Source organism: Pacificispira spongiicola (assembly GCF_012926505.1).
Lineage (GTDB): Bacteria > Pseudomonadota > Alphaproteobacteria > UBA8366 > Aestuariispiraceae > Pacificispira > Pacificispira spongiicola.
Genome location: NZ_JABBNT010000002.1, coordinates 758536 through 779605, shown reverse-complemented (window position 1 = coordinate 779605; position 21070 = coordinate 758536). Strand labels below are relative to the sequence as shown.

The 21070-nt window shown below is 61.9% G+C and carries 19 protein-coding genes and 1 riboswitch; of the genes, 6 read left to right on the top strand and 13 right to left on the bottom strand.

Going from position 1 to position 21070, the window contains the following annotated elements; genetic code table 11:
• Nucleotides 1-309: 309 nt before the first annotated feature.
• The 4 genes from HH303_RS08965 to HH303_RS08950 form a co-directional block, all read right to left on the bottom strand.
• A complete protein-coding gene (locus tag HH303_RS08965) occupies nucleotides 310-1194 on the bottom strand; it encodes a lysophospholipid acyltransferase family protein (RefSeq protein WP_169624930.1) in 885 nt (294 codons plus the stop codon).
• A 44-nt stretch (nucleotides 1195-1238) separates the two neighbouring features.
• Nucleotides 1239-1859 (bottom strand): DUF2238 domain-containing protein, encoded by a 621-nt coding sequence (locus tag HH303_RS08960; RefSeq protein ID WP_169624928.1) that lies wholly within the window; start codon nucleotides 1857-1859, stop codon nucleotides 1239-1241.
• Nucleotides 1859-2971, bottom strand: a complete 1113-nt coding sequence (leuB, locus tag HH303_RS08955; protein WP_169624926.1) for a 3-isopropylmalate dehydrogenase — start codon at nucleotides 2969-2971, stop codon at nucleotides 1859-1861. The genes HH303_RS08960 and leuB overlap by 1 nt, the downstream gene beginning before the upstream one ends.
• Nucleotides 2972-3152: 181 nt before the next feature.
• Entirely contained in the window at nucleotides 3153-4025 is an 873-nt protein-coding gene (locus HH303_RS08950) for a homocysteine S-methyltransferase family protein (RefSeq protein ID WP_169624924.1), read from the bottom strand.
• Nucleotides 4026-4254: 229 nt separating this feature from the next.
• On the opposite strand from HH303_RS08950, the gene HH303_RS08945 reads away from it, so the two are divergent.
• Nucleotides 4255-4620 carry a hypothetical protein gene (locus tag HH303_RS08945; RefSeq protein WP_169624922.1) on the top strand — a complete coding sequence of 122 codons (366 nt, stop codon included), beginning with the start codon at nucleotides 4255-4257 and terminating at the stop codon, nucleotides 4618-4620.
• Nucleotides 4621-4779: 159 nt separating this feature from the next.
• Nucleotides 4780-5178 (top strand): hypothetical protein, encoded by a 399-nt coding sequence (locus tag HH303_RS08940; RefSeq protein ID WP_169624920.1) that lies wholly within the window; start codon nucleotides 4780-4782, stop codon nucleotides 5176-5178.
• An 8-nt stretch (nucleotides 5179-5186) separates the two neighbouring features.
• Here the strand turns inward: HH303_RS08940 and gcvP are convergent, their stop codons facing one another.
• The 5 genes from gcvP to HH303_RS08915 form a co-directional block, all read right to left on the bottom strand.
• Complete coding sequence (gene gcvP / locus HH303_RS08935) at nucleotides 5187-8123, bottom strand: aminomethyl-transferring glycine dehydrogenase (protein WP_169624918.1); 2937 nt, start codon at nucleotides 8121-8123, stop codon at nucleotides 5187-5189.
• 28 nt (nucleotides 8124-8151) lie between these two features.
• Nucleotides 8152-8523, bottom strand: coding sequence for a glycine cleavage system protein GcvH (gene gcvH, locus HH303_RS08930; RefSeq protein WP_169624916.1), 372 nt, complete (start codon nucleotides 8521-8523; stop codon nucleotides 8152-8154).
• A gap of 47 nt (nucleotides 8524-8570) precedes the next feature.
• The gene (gene gcvT, locus HH303_RS08925; protein ID WP_169624915.1) at nucleotides 8571-9704 is read right to left on the bottom strand and encodes a glycine cleavage system aminomethyltransferase GcvT; all 1134 of its coding nucleotides are present in this window, start codon (nucleotides 9702-9704) and stop codon (nucleotides 8571-8573) included.
• Between the two features lie 177 nt (nucleotides 9705-9881).
• Nucleotides 9882-9975: riboswitch (glycine riboswitch) on the bottom strand.
• 88 nt (nucleotides 9976-10063) lie between these two features.
• Nucleotides 10064-10639, bottom strand: a complete 576-nt coding sequence (locus HH303_RS08920) for a hypothetical protein (protein WP_169624195.1) — start codon at nucleotides 10637-10639, stop codon at nucleotides 10064-10066.
• The gene (locus HH303_RS08915) at nucleotides 10588-10851 is read right to left on the bottom strand and encodes a CDGSH iron-sulfur domain-containing protein (protein WP_169624913.1); all 264 of its coding nucleotides are present in this window, start codon (nucleotides 10849-10851) and stop codon (nucleotides 10588-10590) included. Before HH303_RS08915 ends, HH303_RS08920 begins: the two co-directional genes overlap by 52 nt.
• Nucleotides 10852-10995: 144 nt before the next feature.
• Between HH303_RS08915 and ispH the strand changes: the two genes are divergently transcribed.
• Genes ispH through HH303_RS08895 form a run of 4 tightly spaced genes read left to right on the top strand, consistent with a single transcriptional unit; the run spans nucleotide 10996 to nucleotide 14026 of the window.
• Complete coding sequence (gene ispH, locus HH303_RS08910; RefSeq protein WP_169624911.1) at nucleotides 10996-11946, top strand: 4-hydroxy-3-methylbut-2-enyl diphosphate reductase; 951 nt, start codon at nucleotides 10996-10998, stop codon at nucleotides 11944-11946.
• Nucleotides 11947-11958: 12 nt separating this feature from the next.
• Nucleotides 11959-12957: a homoserine kinase gene (locus tag HH303_RS08905; protein ID WP_169624909.1), complete on the top strand. Its 999-nt coding sequence runs from the start codon at nucleotides 11959-11961 to the stop codon at nucleotides 12955-12957.
• Nucleotides 12954-13394: a ribonuclease HI gene (rnhA, locus tag HH303_RS08900; RefSeq protein ID WP_169624906.1), complete on the top strand. Its 441-nt coding sequence runs from the start codon at nucleotides 12954-12956 to the stop codon at nucleotides 13392-13394. Before HH303_RS08905 ends, rnhA begins: the two co-directional genes overlap by 4 nt.
• A 2-nt stretch (nucleotides 13395-13396) precedes the next feature.
• The gene (locus HH303_RS08895; protein WP_169624904.1) at nucleotides 13397-14026 is read left to right on the top strand and encodes a LysE family translocator; all 630 of its coding nucleotides are present in this window, start codon (nucleotides 13397-13399) and stop codon (nucleotides 14024-14026) included.
• Nucleotides 14027-14046: 20 nt separating this feature from the next.
• Here the strand turns inward: HH303_RS08895 and HH303_RS08890 are convergent, their stop codons facing one another.
• From HH303_RS08890 to HH303_RS08875, 4 genes are all read right to left on the bottom strand, one after another.
• Nucleotides 14047-16086, bottom strand: coding sequence for a methyl-accepting chemotaxis protein (locus HH303_RS08890; RefSeq protein ID WP_169624902.1), 2040 nt, complete (start codon nucleotides 16084-16086; stop codon nucleotides 14047-14049).
• A gap of 115 nt (nucleotides 16087-16201) precedes the next feature.
• Nucleotides 16202-16636, bottom strand: a complete 435-nt coding sequence (locus HH303_RS08885; protein ID WP_169624901.1) for a SufE family protein — start codon at nucleotides 16634-16636, stop codon at nucleotides 16202-16204.
• A gap of 108 nt (nucleotides 16637-16744) precedes the next feature.
• On the bottom strand, nucleotides 16745-17392 hold the full coding sequence (locus HH303_RS08880) for a dimethylsulfonioproprionate lyase family protein (protein WP_169624899.1): 648 nt from the start codon (nucleotides 17390-17392) through the stop codon (nucleotides 16745-16747).
• A gap of 18 nt (nucleotides 17393-17410) precedes the next feature.
• Nucleotides 17411-21049 (bottom strand): YhdP family protein, encoded by a 3639-nt coding sequence (locus HH303_RS08875; RefSeq protein WP_169624897.1) that lies wholly within the window; start codon nucleotides 21047-21049, stop codon nucleotides 17411-17413.
• Nucleotides 21050-21070 lie beyond the last annotated feature (21 nt).

The window sequence follows — 21070 nt, the reverse complement described above, 5'->3', positions numbered from 1 at the left end:
GTTCGGGTTTCGATCCTCGATCCGGTGATCCCGATCCCGCATACGCTTCGGGCCGGGAAATCCCCGGCCCGATGAAGCGTTATCGCCATGTTCGGATGCGCGGGGTCCGCCTAGACACCGGTGGTGGTTTTTTTGGTCGTGGTTTTGGTCGTGATAACGAAAGTCAAAGCGACCAATGGGGCGGACATATGCATCTGAACGAGCCTAATTCGAAAATTCCGCCTTCACCGATTGAAGGCGGCGCAAGACTAGTGTCGTCGCTACCGCACTGCAAGAAAAACTTACCGGGGGTATAGTCCCGGACGATTGTCAGGGGTCGTTGCTGCCCATCGTGGAGGACAGGCCGTAGACCTTGGCGCGCAGCACATCCATCAAGGCGTCGCGGTTCCCGGCAAGGGCTTCCAGCTCGTCATATCGGATCGGATCGCCGATGCATATGTCGATCGGGCGGTTCATGTGCCGTTTCGCGGCGCCGACGATCATGGAAATGCGCAGGCGCATGCTGATCTTGCTGACGGCGTGGAACATCAATCCGTTCTGGCCGGGGAAGTACAGCGGCAGGACCGTCGCCCGGGCCTCCCGGATCAGGCGCGCGGTAAAACGCTTCCAGGGCAGGTCCTCCGCCGGGCCCAGGACCTTCGGCGCGGTCGAAACGCCGCCCGCCGGGAAGATGACGATGGTTTCGCCCCGCGCTAGGGCGGCCAGAGTATCCTTGCGCAGTTGCAGGTTCTTCTGCATCGCCTCCCGCGATTCCGAAAAATCGACAGGCAGCAGATAGGGTTCCGGTTCCGGAACGCGCATCAGCGCCTCATGCACCATGACCTTGAACGGTCGGCCCAGCCGCTCCGCCAGCGCCGCTGCGGCAACCCCATCCATCAGGCCGAACGGGTGGTTGGCGATGATGATGCGCGGTTCGTCTTCCGCCACCGCCGGGGGCCACGGGGCGCCGTGCAGCCGCAGGTCGACGCCCAGCATTTCCAGGGCCGATTCCCAAAACGGCGCGCCGCGCGCGTATTTTTCGACCCGCCAGCGACGATACAGCTTCTCCAGCTTGCCGGATCCGCTCAACCGTTCCATCACCCGCACCGCCGCACGCAGGGGCAGCGGATCGTCTGGCAGGACGTAACTCAGTTTGCCGACGGGCAGAAGGGGGCGAGGAAATAGGGGCGGTTCCGGTTGGGCTGTTTGGACCATGGGTCTCTCTCATGAAAGGGACCCGCCAGCCTAACAATGAAATATTACAGTTGTTGCAGGGCGCGTCTGTGAATCCGACCCAGTCCGATTTGCGCGACCACTGCGCCGATCAGGGCCAAGAGCATGTCCTTCTGCGCGTCCCAGACATCGCCCTGGCTGCCCAGGAAGCTTTCCGCGCCGTCGGCGGTCAGTTCGGCGGCGGCCCATTCGATCAGTTCGTAGGCGGCGCTGATCCCCAGAACGGACAGGGTGACGACGGCGAACAGCCAGCCGCCGCGCTTCAGCGGCGTCAGCCGGATCAACAATTCGCGCGCCGCGATGGCGGGGACGAAGCCCTGCGCGAAATGACCCAGGCGGTCATAGTGATTTCGGCTGAGATCGAAAGTGTCCCGGGCCCAATCGCCGATCGGGACGAGGGCATAGGTGTAATGCGCGCCGACCAGCAGGATGACGGCATGCAGCCAAACCAGAATGTAGAGGAGTGGGGTGAGCGGGAAGCGTTTCCAGGTCGCCGCCAGAAGCGGCACCGCGATTGCGACCGGCAGGGCTTCCATCCACCAGGTCGCGCGGTCATGGGGCGCGATATAGGACCAAACCAGCACCGGCACCAGGGCCGCCAGCAACAGCGCGGGCAACCAGGGCGCCGGTACGGTTCGTTGCGTCATTACGCGGCGCGCTTGTCCAGTTCGGCGATGACGGCATCGCCCATCTGAGAGGTCGAAATCGCCTCGCAGCCCGCGCTCATGATATCCAGCGTGCGCTTGCCGGTGGACAGCACGGCCTGGGCGGCCTGTTCCACCAGATCGGCGTCGTCACCCAGGTCGAAGCTGTAGCGCAAAGCCATGGCGAAGCTGAGCAGCATGGCCATCGGGTTCGCCTTGCCCTGACCCGCGATATCCGGCGCGGAGCCGTGCACCGGCTCGTACAGGGCCTTGCGGCGGCCGAATTCGTCGACGGCGCCCAACGACGCGGAGGGCAGCATGCCCAGCGAGCCGGTCAGCATCGCCGCCACGTCGGACAGCAGGTCGCCGAACAGGTTGTCGGTCACTATGACGTCGAACTGCTTCGGATTCCGGACAAGCTGCATGGCGCAGTTGTCGGCCAGAACGTTGCTGAGTTCGATATCGTCATAGCCGCCGTCCTTGTGGACTTCCGCGACGGTCTGGCGCCAGAAAACGCCGGTCTTCATAACATTCGCCTTTTCCGCCGACGCGACGCGCTTGTTCCGTTTGCGGGCGAGGTCGAAGGCGACTTCCGCCACGCGCACGATTTCGTCGCGGGTGTAGGACTGCGTATCGATGCAGCGTTCCTTGCCTTCCCACATCTGCATGCCGCGCGGTTCGCCGAAGTAAACGCCCGCGGTCAGTTCGCGCACGATCATGATGTCCAGGCCTTGGACGACTTCCGGCTTCAGGGTCGACGCTTCCAGCAGCGCGTCGAACGTCACCGCCGGGCGCAGATTGGCGAACAGGTCCATTTCCTTGCGCAGGCGCAGCAGACCGGCTTCCGGTCGCGCGTCCCAGCCCAGATTGTCATACTGCGGCCCGCCGACGGCCCCGAACAGCACGGCATCGGCGTTTTGCGCCTTGTCCATGGCGTCGTCGGTCAACGGGGTGCCATAGGCGTCATAGGCCGCGCCGCCGACCTTGTCTTCCTTGATGTCGAAGGTGACCGCCCGGCGCTTGTCCATCCAATCCACAACCTTGCGGACTTCATCGCAAACTTCCGGCCCGATCCCGTCGCCCGGCAGCATCAAAAGAGTCTTGTTGGAGGCCATATCGGTCACATCCTCTCTAAAATCGTCAACGTTCGGCAATACTGTGCCATTTCAAAGTTCCCGGCGGTTTTACCGGGGAGGGCGGGCCTAGAAAAGCGGAATTCCGCGCAAAACCCGTCCTGAAACCTGTGCTGCGGCGGAAAACGACCGCCGAAACTGACTGAGCACGCGTGCAGGGCCGTCAGGCCGCGCGCAGGGCCGCGATATGTTCCGGGCCGATACCGCAGCATCCGCCGATGATCTGCGCCCCTTCCGATTTCCAGGCGTCGGCGAATTCGGCATAGCGTTCGGGTGTCAGGTCCTTGCGGATTTCCGCCAGTCCGGCGTTTGCCTGGGCCTCTTCCGGTACTTTCGGGAAGGCGTTGGCATAGACGCCGATCTTCCAATCCGTCCCGGCCATCACGTCCGCCGCGGCATGGACGGCACCCGCCATCACTTCCGGTTGGGAGCAGTTGAACAGGATTGCCTCGATCGATCCGGCGCGGGGGCTGGCGCGCAGGGCGGCGATCCAATCCGCAATGGTCTCGCCGGATCGCAGGACGGGGTTTTCGTCCGACAGCGTGACGGACAGCCAGACCGGCTTCCCGGTCGCAGCGCACAGTTCCAGCGCCATCAGGCTTTCCGCGATACAGGACAGGGATTCCGTCAGGAAAAAATCGACATACTCGATCTGCGGTTCGATGATTTCCGGCCACAGTTGAATGGCCCGCACCGGGTCGAACAGGTCGGGGCGATAGGACCCGAACAGCGGCGGGACGGAGCCTGCCACCTTCACAGCGCGATTCGATGCGTCGGCGGCTTCCCGTGCGATGCAGGCCGCCAGCCGGGCAAGGCGGCTGCCATCCTCCGCGAAGCGTTCTTCGCCGAGATGGAACGGGACAACCGCATAAGCGTTGGTCGTGATAACATCCGCACCGGCCTCGATAAACCGGTCATGTGCCTTACGGACGAAGCGCGCATCCTCGATCAGGGCCAGCGCCGACCATTCCGGTTGCTTGAACGGGGCGCCCATCCGCTGCAACTCCCGACCCATACCGCCATCCAACACGATCATCGCCATCTCCCACGGAAAAATTCCCGCGCGATTGAAGGCCAATTTCGCCGTTAGACAAGCGAAACTTTAATCGCATCGGGAATGTCATTTCGTCCGCGCCGACAGCTCGGGTCGGCTGGTTCGTTGGCGGGAAACTGGTATATCTAATCTATTATATCGCCGCGCCGCCTAGCGGGGATGTCCGGCGGGGATGCATAGAGAGGGACGATTGCCGGAGATGGTCGAAACAGTGAGCATCGAGCCTTTGAACGGATGCCTTTTGGTGACGTTCAGGATGCGTCTGACCGCGCAAGCGGTAATCGATACCTATCGTCGCCTGGAAGAAGACGTTCGGTATCGGGACGGTTGGCCGACGGTCTGGGATATGCGGGAAATCGATATAACCGATTTGAACTACGACGACCTGTCCGTCGTCGCCGCCTATGATGAAGGCGGCCCCAATCGAGACGGATTTCGCGTCGGTGTCGTCGCCTCCGACGATGCAAAAGGGGTGATCCTGAAAATTCTGCTGACGATATACGCCGCCGACCACAAGCAGACGCTCCAAATCTTTCCCACAATCGACGCGGCGAAATGCTGGGTTCTTGCCCGGTAGATCGTCGCCCGGCTCTCGAATAGGTCCCAATTTCACCACGTGGAATCGTTTCGCGGGAATCACACGCATACACATCCATCGGGGGTATGTTGCGCAGGAAAAACAATTAGGTATGCTGCGTGCGGTGGGTGAGACTCTCGTTGGGGTGGTATTGGGGCAATGTATGAGATCGTGGGAATAGGAAGCGATTCCTATATCCGCATAGAGATGCCGTCCATGGTGACGGTGTCCGCGGCGATGGAATTGTACCGGCAAATGGCGGAGGTGCCGGAATATCGCGACGGCATGCCCGCGATTTGGGATATGCGGCATTCCAATATCGGGGAGTTGAGCGCGGAGGAAATCAAGGAACTGTCCGCATACCGGGACGATCCGCCGATCCGAGAAGGCGCACTGGTTGCCACCGTCGTGTCGTCGGAAGGCGAACGCATGATCGCGAAACTGATCAATTCCAGTTTCGAATCCGCGATCGACCAGACGCGGCGCGTCTTCCGCTCCCTGGAGGAAGCGGAAGCCTGGATCCGAAGCGAAAGAAACGCCGCGTCCGGTGATCGATAAGGCGTCTTTTACTCCGCCGCTTCCTGATAGGCCTCCAGCGGGGGGCAGGTGCAGACGAGGTTGCGGTCGCCCGCGACATTGTCGACCCGCGCGACGGGCGGCCAGTATTTGTCCTCCCGGTTTGCCGGTAGGGGGAAGAAGGCCTGTTCCTTGGAATAGGATTTAGGCCAGGGCGTTTCCATCAGCAGGTGATGCGTGTGCGGGGCGTTGACCAGGGGATTGTCCTCCCGGTCCGACGATCCGTCTTCCACGGCCCGGATTTCCTCGCGAATGCGGATCATCGCGTCGCAGAAGCGGTCGATCTCGCGCTTGGATTCGCTTTCCGTCGGTTCCACCATCATGGTTTCCGGTACCGGCCAGGACATGGTCGGCGCGTGGAAGCCGTAATCGACCAATCGCTTCGCCATATCCTCCACCGTGATGCCGCAGCTTTCCTTGAACGCCCGGCAATCCACGATGCATTCATGGGCGACGGTGCCGTTCCGGCCCTTATAGAGGATCGGGTAATGATCCTTCAGCCGGGCGGCGATGTAGTTCGCGTTCAGGATGGCGATTTCCGTCGCTTGACGTAGGCCGTCCGGACCCATCATGCGGATATAGGCCCAGACGATCGGCAGGATGCTGGCGGACCCCCAGGCTGCGGCGGAAACCGGGCCGATCGGGCCGACATCGCCTTCGCCTTCATGGGCATAGGGGTTGAGGCCGTCGACCATCGGATGTTCCGGCAGGAACGGCGCCAGATGTCGACGCACGCCGATCGGCCCCATGCCGGGACCGCCGCCGCCATGCGGGATGCAGAAGGTCTTGTGCAGATTCAGGTGGCTGACATCCGCGCCGAACTTGCCCGGTTTGCACAGGCCGACCATGGCGTTCAAATTCGCGCCGTCGACATAGACCTGCCCGCCATGTTGATGGACGAGGTCGCAGATATCCGTCACCGTTTCCTCGAACACGCCATGGGTCGACGGATAGGTGATCATGATCGCGGCCAGATTGTCGGAATGCTTTTCCGCCTTTTCCTTCAAATCGGCCATGTCGACATTGCCGTGATCGTCGCATTTGACGACGACGACCTGCATGCCCGCCATGATCGCGCTCGCCGGGTTGGTGCCATGGGCGGATGATGGGATCAGGCAGATCGTGCGGTGATGGTCGCCGCGGCTTTCGTGATAGCGCCGGATGACCAGCAGCCCCGCATATTCGCCCTGGCTGCCCGCATTGGGCATCAGCGACAGGGCGTCATAGCCGGTGATTTCGCACAGCCATTCTTCGAGATCCTCGAACATCTGCTGATACCCCTGGGCCTGATCCAGCGGCGCAAAGGGATGTAGATGGGCAAAGTTGCGCCAAGTGATCGGGATCATCTCCGTCGTGGCGTTCAGCTTCATCGTGCAGGACCCCAGCGGGATCATGGCGCGGTCCAGCGCGATATCCTTGGCGGCGAGCCAGCGCAGATAGCGCAGCATTTCCGTTTCGCCGTGATACAGGTTGAAAACCGGATGGGTCAGATAGCTGTCCGGCGTCCGGCGCAGGAGATGCGGGATCGTGTCGTCCGCGACTTCCATATCCAGGTCTTCGATGGATACCTGGCTGGATGCCTTGGAGGAGAAGACCTGAAACAGATTTTCTATATCCGACCGCTTGGTCGCCTCGTCGACGGAAATGCCCAGCGTATCGGCATCCACGAAGCGTAGGTTGATGCCGTGTTCGCGTGCCTTGGCCAGCAGGCGCGGCGCCTGACCCGGTTTGCGGACCTGAATCGTGTCGAAGAACGTGTCGTGCACGATCTCGAAGCCCATACGGCGCAGGGCTTCCGCCACGATTTCCGCCTTGCGGTGAATGCGGCGCGCGATGCGGTACAGCCCGTCCGGCCCGTGATAGACGGCATAGAAGCCCGCGACCACCGCCAGCAGGACCTGCGCCGTGCAGATGTTGCTGGTCGCTTTTTCCCGGCGGATATGCTGTTCGCGGGTTTGCAGCGCCATGCGTAGGGCTTTTCTGCCCTCGGCATCGACGGAGACGCCGATGATACGGCCCGGACACTGGCGCTTGCAGTCTTCCCGTGTGGCGAAGAAGGCGGCATGCGGCCCGCCATATCCCATGGGAACGCCGAAACGCTGGGCAGAACCGATGACGATATCCGCCCCGACTTCACCGGGAGAGCGCAGCATGACCAGCGCCATCAGGTCGCTGGCCACGACGGCGAGGCCGCCCTTTTCCTTCACAAGGGCGATCGGCTGCGTGATGTCGCGCACCTGACCGGACGATCCCGGATATTGGATCAACATGCCGAAGACATCGGCATCCGCCAGATCGGTAAAGGCGTCGCCTTCCACGATCGTCAGGCCCAGCGACCAAGCGCGGGTTTTCAGTACGGACAACGTCTGGGGATGCACGTCCCGATCGACGAAGAAGGCGTCGGATTTGGATTTCGATACGCGGTGGGCCATGGCCATGGCTTCGGCCGCCGCCGTGCCTTCATCCAGAAGGGACGCATTGGCCATGTCCATGCCGGTCAGGTCGATCACCATTTGCTGATAGTTCAGCAGGGCTTCCAGGCGGCCCTGGCTGACTTCCGCCTGATAGGGGGTATAGGCCGTATACCAGCCCGGATTTTCCAGCACATTGCGCAGGATGACTGGCGGCGTGATCGTGCCGTAGTAGCCCATGCCGATCATGGTGGTCAGGACCTTGTTCCGTTCCGCGATCAGTCGCAGGGCGGACAGGGTCTTCCGTTCGCTGAGGGAGGAGGGGAGATCGAGCGGCGCGTCGATCCGGATTTTCTTCGGAACCGTCGCCTCGATCAGGGCGTCGACACTGTCGTAGCCCAAGGTAGAAAGCATGTCCGCAATCTGCGTCTTGCCCGGCCCGATATGGCGCCGGACGAAGTCGTGATGGACTTCCAGGTCGTCCAGGGTCAGGCGTGCGTCGCTATCGAAACTCATCTATTTCCTCCTCGCCTCACCGTAACGGTCAGTCGGCGATAAAATCTTTATATTCGGCTTCGCTCATCAGATCGTCCAACTCGCCCGGATCGGCGATCTTGATCTTGAAGAACCAGCCGTCGCCTTCGGCATCCTCGTTCACCAGGGCCGGATTGTCGGTCAGGGTGTCGTTGACTTCCACGATCTCGCCGCCGATGGGGGCATAGACTTCGCTGGCGGCTTTCACTGATTCGACGACGCCGGCTTCGTCGTCCTTGTTCAGTTCCGTACCGACTTCCGGCAGGTCGACGAAGACGATGTCGCCCAACTGTTCCTGCGCATGATCGGTGATCCCGACCGTGGCGACGTCACCGTCGACTTCGATCCATTCATGCTCTTCGGAAAACTTACGATCGGCCATTTACTCTGCTCCCTGTTGGCGATGGCTGAAGGATGGGTAATTCAAGTTTAAACCCGATAGAAACCGGGGGGAACGAAAGGCAATTTAACGATATTGGCGGGCAGGGCCTTGCCCCGAACGGACAGGAAGACGGGCGTCCCGTCCTTCGCGAAACCCTTGGGGACATAGCCCATGGCGACCGGCCCGCCGAGTGTGGGGCCGAAGCCGCCACTGGTCACCATGCCGATTTCCGCACCGTCGGCGTCCAGGATCGGCGTGCCTTCGCGGGCCGGGGCGCGGCCTTCCGGCAGAATGCCGACGCGCTTACGCGCGGCACCGTCCGCCAATTGCTTGGCAACGGTGTCAAAGCCCGGGAATCCGCCGTCGGTCCGGCGGCGTTTGCCGATGGACCAGACCAGCCCTGCCTCCACCGGCGTTGTCGTGGTGTCGATATCATGCCCGTAAAGGCATAGGCCCGCTTCCAGGCGCAACGAGTCCCGCGCGCCGAGGCCGATTGCCTCAACCTCCGGTTCCGCCAATAGGACCCGCGCCAGGGACTCCGCCTTGTCGGCGGGGACGGAGATTTCGTAGCCGTCCTCCCCGGTATAGCCGGACCGGCTGAACCACAGATCGGCCCCCAGCCAATCGATGCGGGCCTGCCCCATGAAGGGCAGGAAGGACAGTTCTTCCCCGAACAGGCGCGCGGCAACATTAGCAGCCTTCGGTCCCTGCAGGGCCAAGAGTGCGCGGTCTTCCAAGGGCTCGACCCGCAGACGGCCCTTCAATGCCTCGGCGATATGGGAGAGATCCTGATCTTTGCAGGCGGCATTGACGACCAGATACAGACGATCCGATCCGAATTCCGACAAGGGGCGGGTAACCATCAGATCGTCCAGAATGCCGCCGTCGTCGTTCAGCAACTGGCTGTATCGCTGCTGTCCGGGGGCGAGGCCCTGGACGTCGGCGGGGACCAGACTTTCGAAGGCAATGGCCGGATCGTCGCCGGTTTCGGAGACGAGCCACGCCTGCCCCATATGGGACACATCGAACAGACCGGCGCCCTCACGCGTGTGGAGATGTTCCTTGAGGATACCCAAGGGATATTGCACCGGCATGTCGTATCCGGCGAACGGCACCATCTTCGCGCCCAATTCGACATGCAGCGCGTGAAGCGGCGTGGTTTTCAGTGTTTCGGACGACATCGAAACGGTGCTCCCCCTATCCAAGACAATGACCCGGCACCGGTTTCCCGGTATCGTGCCCCCTCTGTCATGGAACCTGAGAGTGTGACCGACCGCATCGGCATAACGGATGCCGGGCGGGGCTTACCCCTTCGGTGGGTGGCGGGCGCTTAGGCCCTCACCGCTTTCCAGATCGTTCTATCCCCCGCGATCCTTTGGCCTGAGAGATTCCGGGGCGGTTGCTCCTTCGGCGACCGTTTCTCGCGAAACGATACTCTCCCACGGGGAAATGGCGAACTATGTCGCGCGGACGGTACTTCAATGACGCAATCTGTCAAGTTTCTCTGTCGGCCGCCCTGCGCATGCGTTCCGGTTTGTCGTCAGTTCCGGCTTTCCTCACGGTTGTAGGCCAGTTCCTCTTCCGACAGGACCAGACCCAGGAAGATCACAAAATCCTTGGTCGTTTGATCCGGTTTTTTGGGAATTTCCAGCGATACGACATCCATCGTAACGACAGACGTCCGGTTGCCGGCGAAGTTTAACGTCATCGGCAGTTCGCGGCGCGTCAGGACCTTCCGGTCAGACGTGGAAATGGCAATGAAAATGCTGACCGATTCGGTTTTGTCCGTATCCGCGGGGCCGCTGGTGCCGCCGACGGCGATCGGTAGGTCCAGGGTGATATTTTCTTCGCCGATTTCGCATTCGCCGGACAGGAACTTGATTTCCCCCTGCAGCACAATGTCGGTGATATCGCGGCCCTCGCCGGGGGCGAAGCGGGTCACGCGTTCCGTATTCTGCGGAATCAGGATATCCGGGCAACTGATGAGCTTATCCGGGGTGCCGGAGCAAGCGGATAGCAGAAGAAGTCCCGCGAAACCCATACCGATACGCCGTGCCGTTGCGATCACCCTGTCCTCCGTCGCCCCTGGGGCGGTCTTGCATGCGTTCCGTCGCATAGCGGCATCCGGGCCGATCGCCCGCATCCGCAAACTAAAATCGTCCGCGCCTTGTCCGCGAAATAGCGGTGCGGCGTCAACCCCGTTCCCACATGGCTCCCGTCGCAATAGGGAAACCGCTGGCTTTCCCCGCAAGCGCACCACAGATATGCCTTGCCGGATTCAACCGGAACGGCATGGGGATTCGCCTTCCGTCGCGTCGGCGCGGTCATGGTGTAATCTTTTCCTCCGCTTAAGCGAATGGAACCTTAGGGGAGGTCCCGCGATGCCTCAAGCTTGCGCCACGTTACGCGCTTGCCTGTTGACGCGGATGCCGGAAAGCGACAGGTAAGGGGCATCTGATAAGTGAGGCGCCGATGAGCGACGGAAAACCCGATTTGACGATCAAGCTTGCCGGTCCGCGCGGTTTTTGCGCCGGTGTGGATAGGGCGATCCTGATCGTCGAACGCGCCTTGGAAAAATTCGGTGCCCCAGTCTATGTCCGGCATGAAATCGTGCACAACCGGTTCGTGGTCGAAAACCTGGAATCCAAGGGCGCGGTGTTCGTGGAGGAATTGGACGAGGCGCCGGACGACCGACCCGTCGTCTTTTCCGCCCATGGCGTGCCGAAGGCCGTTCCGGCGGAAGCGCAGCGCCGGGACATGATCTATGTCGACGCGACCTGCCCCTTGGTCAGCAAGGTCCATCGCGAGGTGTCGCGACATAACGCGGACGGTCGTACCATCGTTCTGATCGGCCATGCGGGGCACCCGGAAGTCATCGGCACGATGGGGCAGCTTCCCGATGACGGAATCGTGTTGGTCGAAACGGTGGCCGATGTCGAAACGCTGGACTTCCCGGCGGGAACGCGGCTGGCCTATGCCTCCCAGACGACATTGTCGGTCGACGATACATCGGAAATTATCGCCGCGCTGCAACGGCGCTTCCCTGAGATCGCGGGGCCGAAGCAGGACGATATCTGCTATGCGACGACGAACCGTCAGGCGGCGGTACGCACGATGGCGGCACAGGTCGATGCGGTTCTGGTGATCGGCGCCCCCAATTCGTCAAATTCCCGCAGATTGGTAGAGGTCGCGCGTCTTATCGGTTGTCCCAAGGCGGCGCTGGTCCAACGGGCGACGGAAATCGACTGGGAGTGGATGCAGGGCGTGAAGCGCCTGGGGATTTCCGCCGGTGCCTCCGCGCCGGAAGTCCTGGTCCGCGAAGTGATCGACGCTTGCGCCGAACGCTATAACGTCAATGTGGAAGAAGTCGTCATCGCGGAAGAAAATGTCGAATTCAAACTGCCGCGTCTGCTGGCGGTATAGGGGATTACAGTCTTGGCGGTTTACACGGATGTTTCCGACGAAGAGATGGCGGGTTTTGTCGCGGATTACGGCATCGGCGATCTCGTCTCCGCCAAGGGCATCGCGGAAGGGGTGGAGAATTCCAACTACCTGATCCGCACGACCGGACGCGATGGGACGGGGGATACCTTCATCCTGACACTGTATGAAAAACGCGTCCGACCGGAAGATTTGCCCTTCTTCATCGGCCTGATGAATCATCTTTCGACGAAGGGGATTCCCTGTCCGCAGGTGGTGGCGATGCCGGACGGCACGGCCTTACGGGAATTGTGCGGGCGTCCGGCAGCGGTAACGACTTTCCTGGAAGGCATGTGGACGCGCCGTATCCGCAAGGAACATTGCGGGCAGGTCGGGGCCGCTCTGGCGGACTTCCACAAGGCCGGGGCGGATTTCCCCATGACCCGCAAGAATGCGCTGAGCGTCGACGGCTGGCGCCCGCTGTTCGAAATGTCGGAAGACCGCGCGCATGAGGTCCATCCCGACATGGCCCCGATGATCCGGGACGAACTGGCGTTTCTGGAGGAATCCTGGCCCACGGACCTGCCGGTCGGTGTCTGTCACGCAGATATGTTCCCGGACAATGTCTTCTTCATCGGCGATCGGCTGTCCGGTCTGATCGATTTCTATTTCGCCTGCACGGATTTCCTAGCCTACGATTTGTCGATCTGTCTGAATGCATGGTGCTTCGAACGTGACCGCAGTTTCAATGTCACCAAGGCGCGGGCCATGCTGTCCAACTACCGCGACAATCGATCGGTGACGGAGGCGGAGCTTGGCGCCTTGCCGATTCTGGCGCGGGGGTCGGCGTTGCGCTTCCTGCTCACCCGACTGTACGACTGGCTGAACTGTCCGCCCGGCGCGCTGGTCCGGCCGCATGATCCGATGGAATATTTCGAAAAGCTGCGCTTCCATCAGGGGGTGACCGGACTGGGCGCCTATGGGTTGGGCGCCTATGGGGTGGACGGGGCATGAGCGACGCGAAGCTGGTTGAGGCCTTCACCGACGGCGCGTGTAGCGGCAATCCCGGACCCGGCGGCTGGGGGGCCGTCTTGCGCTGGGGCGATCATGAAAAGGAACTGTCGGGCGGGGAAGCGGAGACCACGAATAACCGCATGGAGCTGATGGCCGCCATCGCGACACTGGAGGCGATGACCCGTCCGGTCAGTGTCCGCATCACCACCGACAGCACCTATGTCCGCGACGGTATCACCAAATGGATTCATGGGTGGAAGCGGAACGGCTGGAAGACGGCGGCGAAGAAGCCGGTGAAGAATGCGGATCTGTGGCAGCGCCTGGAACAGGCCGCGGCCAAGCACACGGTCGAATGGGCCTGGGTCAAGGGCCATGCCGGTCATCCTGAAAACGAACGGGCGGACGCGCTGGCCCGCGCCGCCATTCCGGGACGCTGACCATGGTCGTGCCGGAACTCGACCGCCTGATCCTGTTTGCGACGGCGTCGCTGGCGCTCTATCTGTCGCCGGGGCCGGATATGCTCTATATCGCGTCTCGCGCCCTGGGCGGCAGCGTTCGGGCCGGGGTGCTGGCAGGTTTGGGCGTTTCCATCGGGATCGTCTGTCACATGCTGGCCGCCGGGTTCGGTCTGGCGGCACTGCTGATCGCCGTTCCCGCCGCCTTCATCGCCGTGAAATGGTGTGGGGCCGCCTACCTGGCCTATCTGGGGATCAAGGCATGGCTGGGCGCCGGGGATCAGTCGGGTTTCCGCAAGGCCGCCCCGGCATCCGATTGGGCGATGCTGCGTCAGGGGATTCTGGTCAATCTGCTGAATCCGAAAATCGCCTTGTTCTTCCTGGCCTTCATCCCGCAATTCGTCGATCCTGCGCAAGGCCATCCGACCGCGCAGTTCTTCTTTTTCGGGATGTTATTCACCGTCGGCGGCTTGTTCTGGGTCTTGATCCAGGCCGTCCTGTTCGCCCGTGCCGGACGTTGGCTGACCACGCGGCCCGCAGCGCTGAAATGGCAGCAGCGGGTGTCCGGCACGGTCTTGTTGGGCCTTGCGGCCAATCTAGCCCTATCGGACTGATCGCCTAGGCCGGGACGTCGTCACGATTCCTCGACGATCTTCTTCAGGGCGCGGTTCAGCTTTTCGACATCTTCCGCGGCGCGGGTCGCGCTGTCCTTCACCTTTGCCGACAAACCGCCGACATGGCTGGAGACGTTCGAAACCTCGCCGATTTCCGACGTGACGCGGCGCGTTCCGTCGGCGGCTTCCCGGACATGCGAAATGATCGCCGTCGCCGCGTCCGCCCGTTCCTGAACGGTGGCGGCGATCGTCGTCGCGATTTCCGACATTTCGGCGATCTGCTCCCCCACGGCGGAGATGTCCGAGACCGCGCTTTCCGTGCGTTGTTGAACCTGACCGATCCGTTCGGATATTTCCTCCGTCGCCTGACCCGTCCGGGTGGCGAGGGATTTTACCTCGCTGGCGACGACGGCGAAGCCTTTGCCAGCCTCCCCGGCGCGGGCGGCCTCGATCGTTGCGTTCAGGGCCAGCAGGTTCGTCTGCTCGGCGATTTCCTGGATCAGGGTTACGACCGCGCCGATCTTTTGCGACTCCTCCGCAAGGCCTTCGATGGACAGGGTCGCCTTCCGGGCGGCGTCCGACACGCTTTTGGTGGCGTCGCCGGACCGGCCCGCCATGGAGCCGATTTCCTCGAAGGACCGGACGATGTCCTCGCTGAGGCTGACGACGGAATCCGTGCTTTCCGTTGACGAACGGGACGCTGACGCGACCTCGTTTGCGCGGGCGACCGCATCGTCGGCGGATCGCGCCATATCGTCCGCGACGCCCAGCAGGTCCTGCATGCTGGACCGGACTTCCCCGACGGTACTTTCCGCCTCACGGTTCAAGCGTTCCGACAAAGTGCGCAGGCGGTCCTGAATTTCGCGCCGGCGCTGTTCCGCCTTCACGCCTTCTTCCGCTCGCATGGCCGCCAGTTCGATCGTGCTTTCCCGCAATTGGACAAGGGCTTCGGCCATCGATCCCATTTCGTCGCGGCCGGTTACGGGAATGGTGACATCCGTATCGCCCTTGCCGATGCGGATCATTGTGTCGGCAATCGCCTTCAACGGATTGAAAACGACCGACCGCAGCAGCAGGAATCCCACCACCCAGGCGACGGCCAGAACGCCCAGAATCAGGATCAGCGCATTCAGGCGCGTGTCGGTCACCGCGTCCTGGAAGTCGGACAGGTCGCGGTCCAGTTCGGCAACAGCCCATACCGATCCGGCGCTGTCCAGAACTTCGCTGTGTACGGTGGTGAAGCCATCGGGAAGGACGCGCTCCGCCGGTTCCTCCTTGGTCCGCTCGCCAGCGGCAGCGTCTGCTTCCGTTGGGGGGGCGTCGGCGACCTCTTCTTCTTCGTCAGGTTTCGGCAGGTGATCGTCCAAGATCAGATTGCCTGCCGTGTCCATCACCCGGACATCGCCACCGACGGCTTCCGCGATCCCGGTCAGGGCGGCGCTGGGGTCGGTTACGATTTCCAGGAAGGCCGCGGCCTTGAACCCGCCGATCGGGGCAATCGCACTGTGCAGGGGGCGGCCGTCCGCGCCCTTGAACATATGACTGATCGTCTGGCGCATCGCCGCCTTGTCGCGAGCGGCCAGCGCCTCCTTCACCGGCTCCAGCTTGACCACCGTATCGGTCGTTCCCTTTTCCGCCTGGGCCAGGACGACCATTTCCGGAGATAGTACCGTGGCGGAGACGAGGGCGATATGACCTTGCGTCACGGCGGCGTCGCTGAAGAAAGCATCGGCCTCGATCACCATTCGGGCGACGTCATTGTCCTTGAACGCTTGGTTCAGGGGCTGTACCCGCGCCCATTCCCGCGCGACATCCTCGATTTCGTCCGAATATTTCGTACGGATACGGTCCGTGATCAGCGCGCCCAAGGTTTCCGACGAACTGCTGCGCAGTAGGGCCGTCGCCTGACGGCTGGACGCCGATGTACTCCATAGCATCGCGGCGATTGCACCCGCGGAAACCAACCCACCGATCACCAACAGCACGATGCGGATTGTAAGACGTCCCCCGGTTCGCCCCGGGACAGACGCCCCGCGCGGTTCAACCATCTCTTCAGTCATCCCTGCATTCCCATCCAGAGCGGTTATATTTTATCGGACGCTCCCTCCAATTGTTATTGGAGAGTAGCAATCTGAAGAAATTATGAACAAGCGAAGATGGCTGGCTTTTTAGGCACTACGGCAAACGGCTTTGCGCCTCTCCCCGGATGCGGTCGACCATGGCGACGAAACCGTTGCGACGGTTCGGCGACAGGTGGCTTTCCAACCCCAGTTTGCGCAGGGCCTCCGTCGCGTCCAGTTCCGCGATTTCCTTCGGTGTCCGGCCGGAATACAGCTCCAGCAGGATCGCGATCAGGCCCTTCACGATAAACGCGTCGCTATCGGCGCGGAAGGTCAGGACGGTGTCGCCCCCGTCCCCGTGCTGGTCATTGACGGCCTGACAGGTCAGCCATACCTGGGACATGCAACCGCGGACCTTGTTGTCCTCGGTCTTTTCTTCTTCGGGCATCGGGGGCAGTTTTTTGCCCAGATCGACGATGTAGCGATACCGTTCTTCCCAGTCCTCGAAGAGGTCGAAGTCGTCGACCAGATCGTCGATACTGCGCGCCATGTGTACCGTCCCGTTGCTGTCGGCCCGTTGGTGCCGGTTGGTGATGGAGCGGGTATAAATCCCGCGTTCCGGCGGGTAAAGGCTTGGCCGCCAAATATAGGAAAACCACTAGCCGCGCGCGGTGCCAATCCGAAATTCCCCGGACAGCTCGCCCATCCAGGCCCAAACGAGCAGCGTCGCCCGTTCCCCGGTCCACAAGGCATGCGTCGTGCGGGACGGCATCTGGACGAACCGGCCCGGTTGCCGCAGCACCGACCCTGAGCGTCCGACGGCCTGGATCGCGATTGGATCGGATATCGGCAAATACAACTCGTCCGCCGCGTGAAAGTGATGCGGATAGTGGATATTGGGATCGATCAGGAACAGGCCGACCAGAAGCCTGTCGGACGGTATACGCCCGTCTTCCCCGACCAGCGTGCAATAGCCGTGATGCCTGTTGAAGCCGCCCAGGGCCGGATCGACCGGACAGGTGGTCCAGTTCAACCCGCCCTTCATGCCGGCGATCGCGCCGCGCAGATAGGCCATGTCGTCCGGCCCCCGCGACAGGCAGGCATCCAATTGCGCGACACAGGGGACCCTGGATGCCTTCCACTTGCGCCGTGTCGGTCCCAATCTGTCGATTTCATCGGCCAACCGGCGACATAGCGGGCGACCGTCCCGACGCGCCAATTCGGCCAATGTGGTCAGGAAGGCGTCTTCCGGGCGGGACGGGTCGCCGAACGGCCCGCTGGCGGTGAAGGCGCGATGTTCCGTCATGATCGGGGTCCGTTGTGGCTAGTTGTCGTCTTCGCGCCGGGTCGGGATAGGCGCGGGGCTGACATCGCCCTCAAGGGGGGCTTCGAATACCTTGCGCAGAAATCCGGGGGCAATGATAGACAGCGGATTCACCGAAACGGTAGGATCGTCGACATCGCCCTTCAAGGTATAGGTCGCGCCGATAAGCCCGTCGCCGAACAACAGGTCGATCCCCGGCAACTGACCGATGGTCTTCGAGAAGATATCGGAAATCGCCACATCGCCGGTCAGATCGATGATATCCGTTTTCCGATTGATGTTGCCGCGCGCGGTGATCCCCATCGACGACCCGCGGGCGGACGCATCCGTGATTTCCAGCAAATCGTCATTCAGGGAGAAATCCGCTTTCAGGTTGGAAAAGGACAGGCCGTCATTGGTCATCGCGTTCAGGATGCCGGTGACCGAGATGACTTGCAGAATCTTGGTCAGACGCGGCGCCTCTCGGACCGTGAAATCACGCAGCGAGACGGTTCCGGTCAGCGGCGCATCGGGTGATGGGCTGCTGCCCATAATTTCAAGAACCCCGCCTTCCAGACGCCCGGTCACATCCGCCGCCGCAAGCGCCAGGCCCGTATCGTCGGCCACGACAGACAGTTCCCGCCCGCCGGTTGGCGTCGGATGGTAGTCGATATCCAAATGCCGGTCGTCGCCGAGATCGCCGCGCATCTGGAACATAAGCAGTTCCGTCCCATCCATATCGATGGCGAGGCTGGGGGCCAGGACACGCCGATCCGGGCCGTCGACGATTTCGTCGAACTGTGCGCGGATTCGCAGCTTCGGGTCTGTTTTTTCGTCTTCCTCTACCGCCGCCTCCGGGGTCAGGGGAGGCTGATCGTCGTCATCATGCAGGAAGGGTGCGGCGTCCAAACGCTTCCCCCACAGGTCGATTTTATAAGTGCCCGTCTGCGCCTGTCGTTGAACGGACCCGGACAGGTCGGTTAGACCGAACCGGGCCACGTCGATGGCGGCGGTCGTTACAGTGTCGAAACCTGCGGTGCCGGACACGTTGCCTTTCAGCAGATGGTCCCGCCCGCCATCCAGTACGACGTTGCTGAAACGCAGGTCGCCCTTCGGGTTGATATCGACCCGCATCGCCAGTTTGCTGGCCGTGCCGGCAGGTTTTTCAAATCCGATCGGACCGACCGTCAGATCGGTATCGGTCAGGTCCGATTTCAATTCGAAGCGCTGCGACCCGTTCGCCGCGACGGTATAGACCAAATCCACATCCGCCGGTCCGTTGGCGAATTCGGTGATATCCAAGTCGAAGCGTTTCAGCTCTTTCACCGCCGCACGGGCCTGGACATCGAAACGACGAACGATATCCGCGCCGTCGCTGAAATCTTCCAACCAGGTTGTGCGAACCGGAACGCCGTCAATTTCGATCGGGCCGTCCAGTTTCAAACTGCCGGTGCGCAGCGTGAGCGCCATCTTATCCGATGTGACGACACCTTTCAGATCGTCCCTGGGGGCGGAGACATTCGTCAGGATTGCGTCCGACTCGTATTGGATCAGGTCGCCGGTCAGGTCCAGCAGCAGCGGGAAATCGAAACGTACCGTCGCTTTCGCCCGGCCGGATACGCCTTTCGGGTCCAAGCCTATCTTGGAAATATAACGTCGCGGTTCCGTGTCCAGAAGTTCCAGCGCCGTCAGCAACGGGGTGTCGACATCGATGGAAATGGCGATACGTTCGACATCGCCGCCGATATTGCTGATTTCGATCCGTCCGCCATCGACGCTGGCATCGTCCAGCCCGCCCGAGAGGATATCGATATTGAAATCGGACGGACCGAAAGTCGCCAATCCGGAAACGCCGGTGGCCGGCGCCATAGGGCGTAAATAATGCACTTCGGCATTGTCGAACCGGATCGTTCCCGATAATGCGTCCAGGATCATCGCATCCGGGTCTAGACTCGGCAGGCCCGCGCGGATCGCAATCGTCGCCTCATGAACATCGGCTTCCGGGATGTTTTCCAGAACCCATTCACGCGGGTTGGGGGCAAGCCCCGGTAACCAGAATTCGGAAAGACGGTTCATCGGCAGATTCGTAACCGACGCATCGACGGCGATGGCGGCGGTGTTGTCGGCCAATGACGCCATCCCGGATGCGGAAACGACCGTCCCGTCGAAATCCAACGATAGTCCCTGCAAGTCTACGGTCGATGTATCAGCACGATAGGTGGCCTCCATCCTGCCGCGAGCCACGGGGGGCAGCGTCTGCTCGCCGAATGCGACAGTTCCGGCCCCCAGATCAAGGACCAAATCCGCAGCGATCGGTTGCCAGTCCGGTGATAGCGTGATCGACGCGGTGCCTGAAACCGGAACCGTTACGGATTCCAAATCACCCAAGGCGGGGGAGGTTTGCGCGACCTGCCCTGGACGCAGTTCCGATATCACCAGCCGAAGTTTCGTGTCCCCATTCGCTTGAGGGACGGTCTTCAGGGTAATCGTGCCGGTATCGTCGCCGTGAAGCGCGGCGGACAGCGACGCTATCCGGCCGTCGCTGTCGATCCGAACCGACGTAGTGCCGCTCAACGCCGTGCGCGGGGCATAGTCCAGGACGGCTTCCGCGCCTTTCAATCCGCCCAGCCATTGCGCGATGTCCAATCCGTCCAGGACGGCTTCCAGGGACATTTCAGGAAAGGCCGTGCCTGGAACGGCGGTTACGGAAACCGAACCGGCGGCGCTGCGCAGTTCGGCATCGGCCTTCAGCGGTTCCCCATTAAAATCGAATACCGTGTCGGCGGAACCGGAAACGGAAAGATTGGGCAGGAAATCGGAAAGCGCCGGGATATATCGGGCCAGCAGTTCGGTATCCAATTCCCCAATGCCGATCGATGCGGCGATCCGCTCTTCGGATTTGTCGACGGTCAGGGTCGCCCCGACCGTCGTTTCCCGTCCGGTGGTTTCCAACCGCCCGGTGAAGGTGCCGTTCATCCCGTCTTCGGACCGGTTGGCGAAGAAACCGGCATCGGTCAAATTGAGGGACTCCCCGACGGAAAAATCGAAAATCCGCACGTCGGCACCAATGACGCTGAACCGCTTCACGTCGGAAAACACGCCCTGAATTTCCTGGCGTCCGATTAGGTAGTCCAGGATCGCGGGAGGGATGACGCCCGGCTGGTCGGACTTCGGAAGCTCCAGCCATGTCGTATCGGTCTGATCCTGTGCCGATATCGTCTCGTCATCGTCGAATTCGTCGATTGCGACGGACAGCCGTCCGTCCCGGAACCGTAGAAGCGCGATTGTGGGGTGCAGGACCTCCACCGCGGCAAGCCGCGCCTTACCTTGCAGCAGGGCCTTGAAAGACAGGCCGACCGACACTTCCGGCAGGACGGCCAGCGGCGGGGCGCTGCCCTTGGCAATCCGCACGTCCGCGGCGACGACGTCGATCGCGCGATCCCATCCGCCCCAGACGAGCCGGGTATCGCCGACCGTCACCTTGAAGGGCGATCCTTCCGGGTTCAGGCTTTCTTCCAGTGTCGGGGTCAGTGCGGAGAGGGAGATCGGGCCGCGCGACAATAGATAGACGCCGATCATGACAAGAAGGACGAAGCCTACGATCAGGCCGATGCCCAGTTCCATTGCCGTCCGCAAAATGCGTTTTTTTGTTTGTGTCATTCAGCCTGTGTCGTTCGGCGC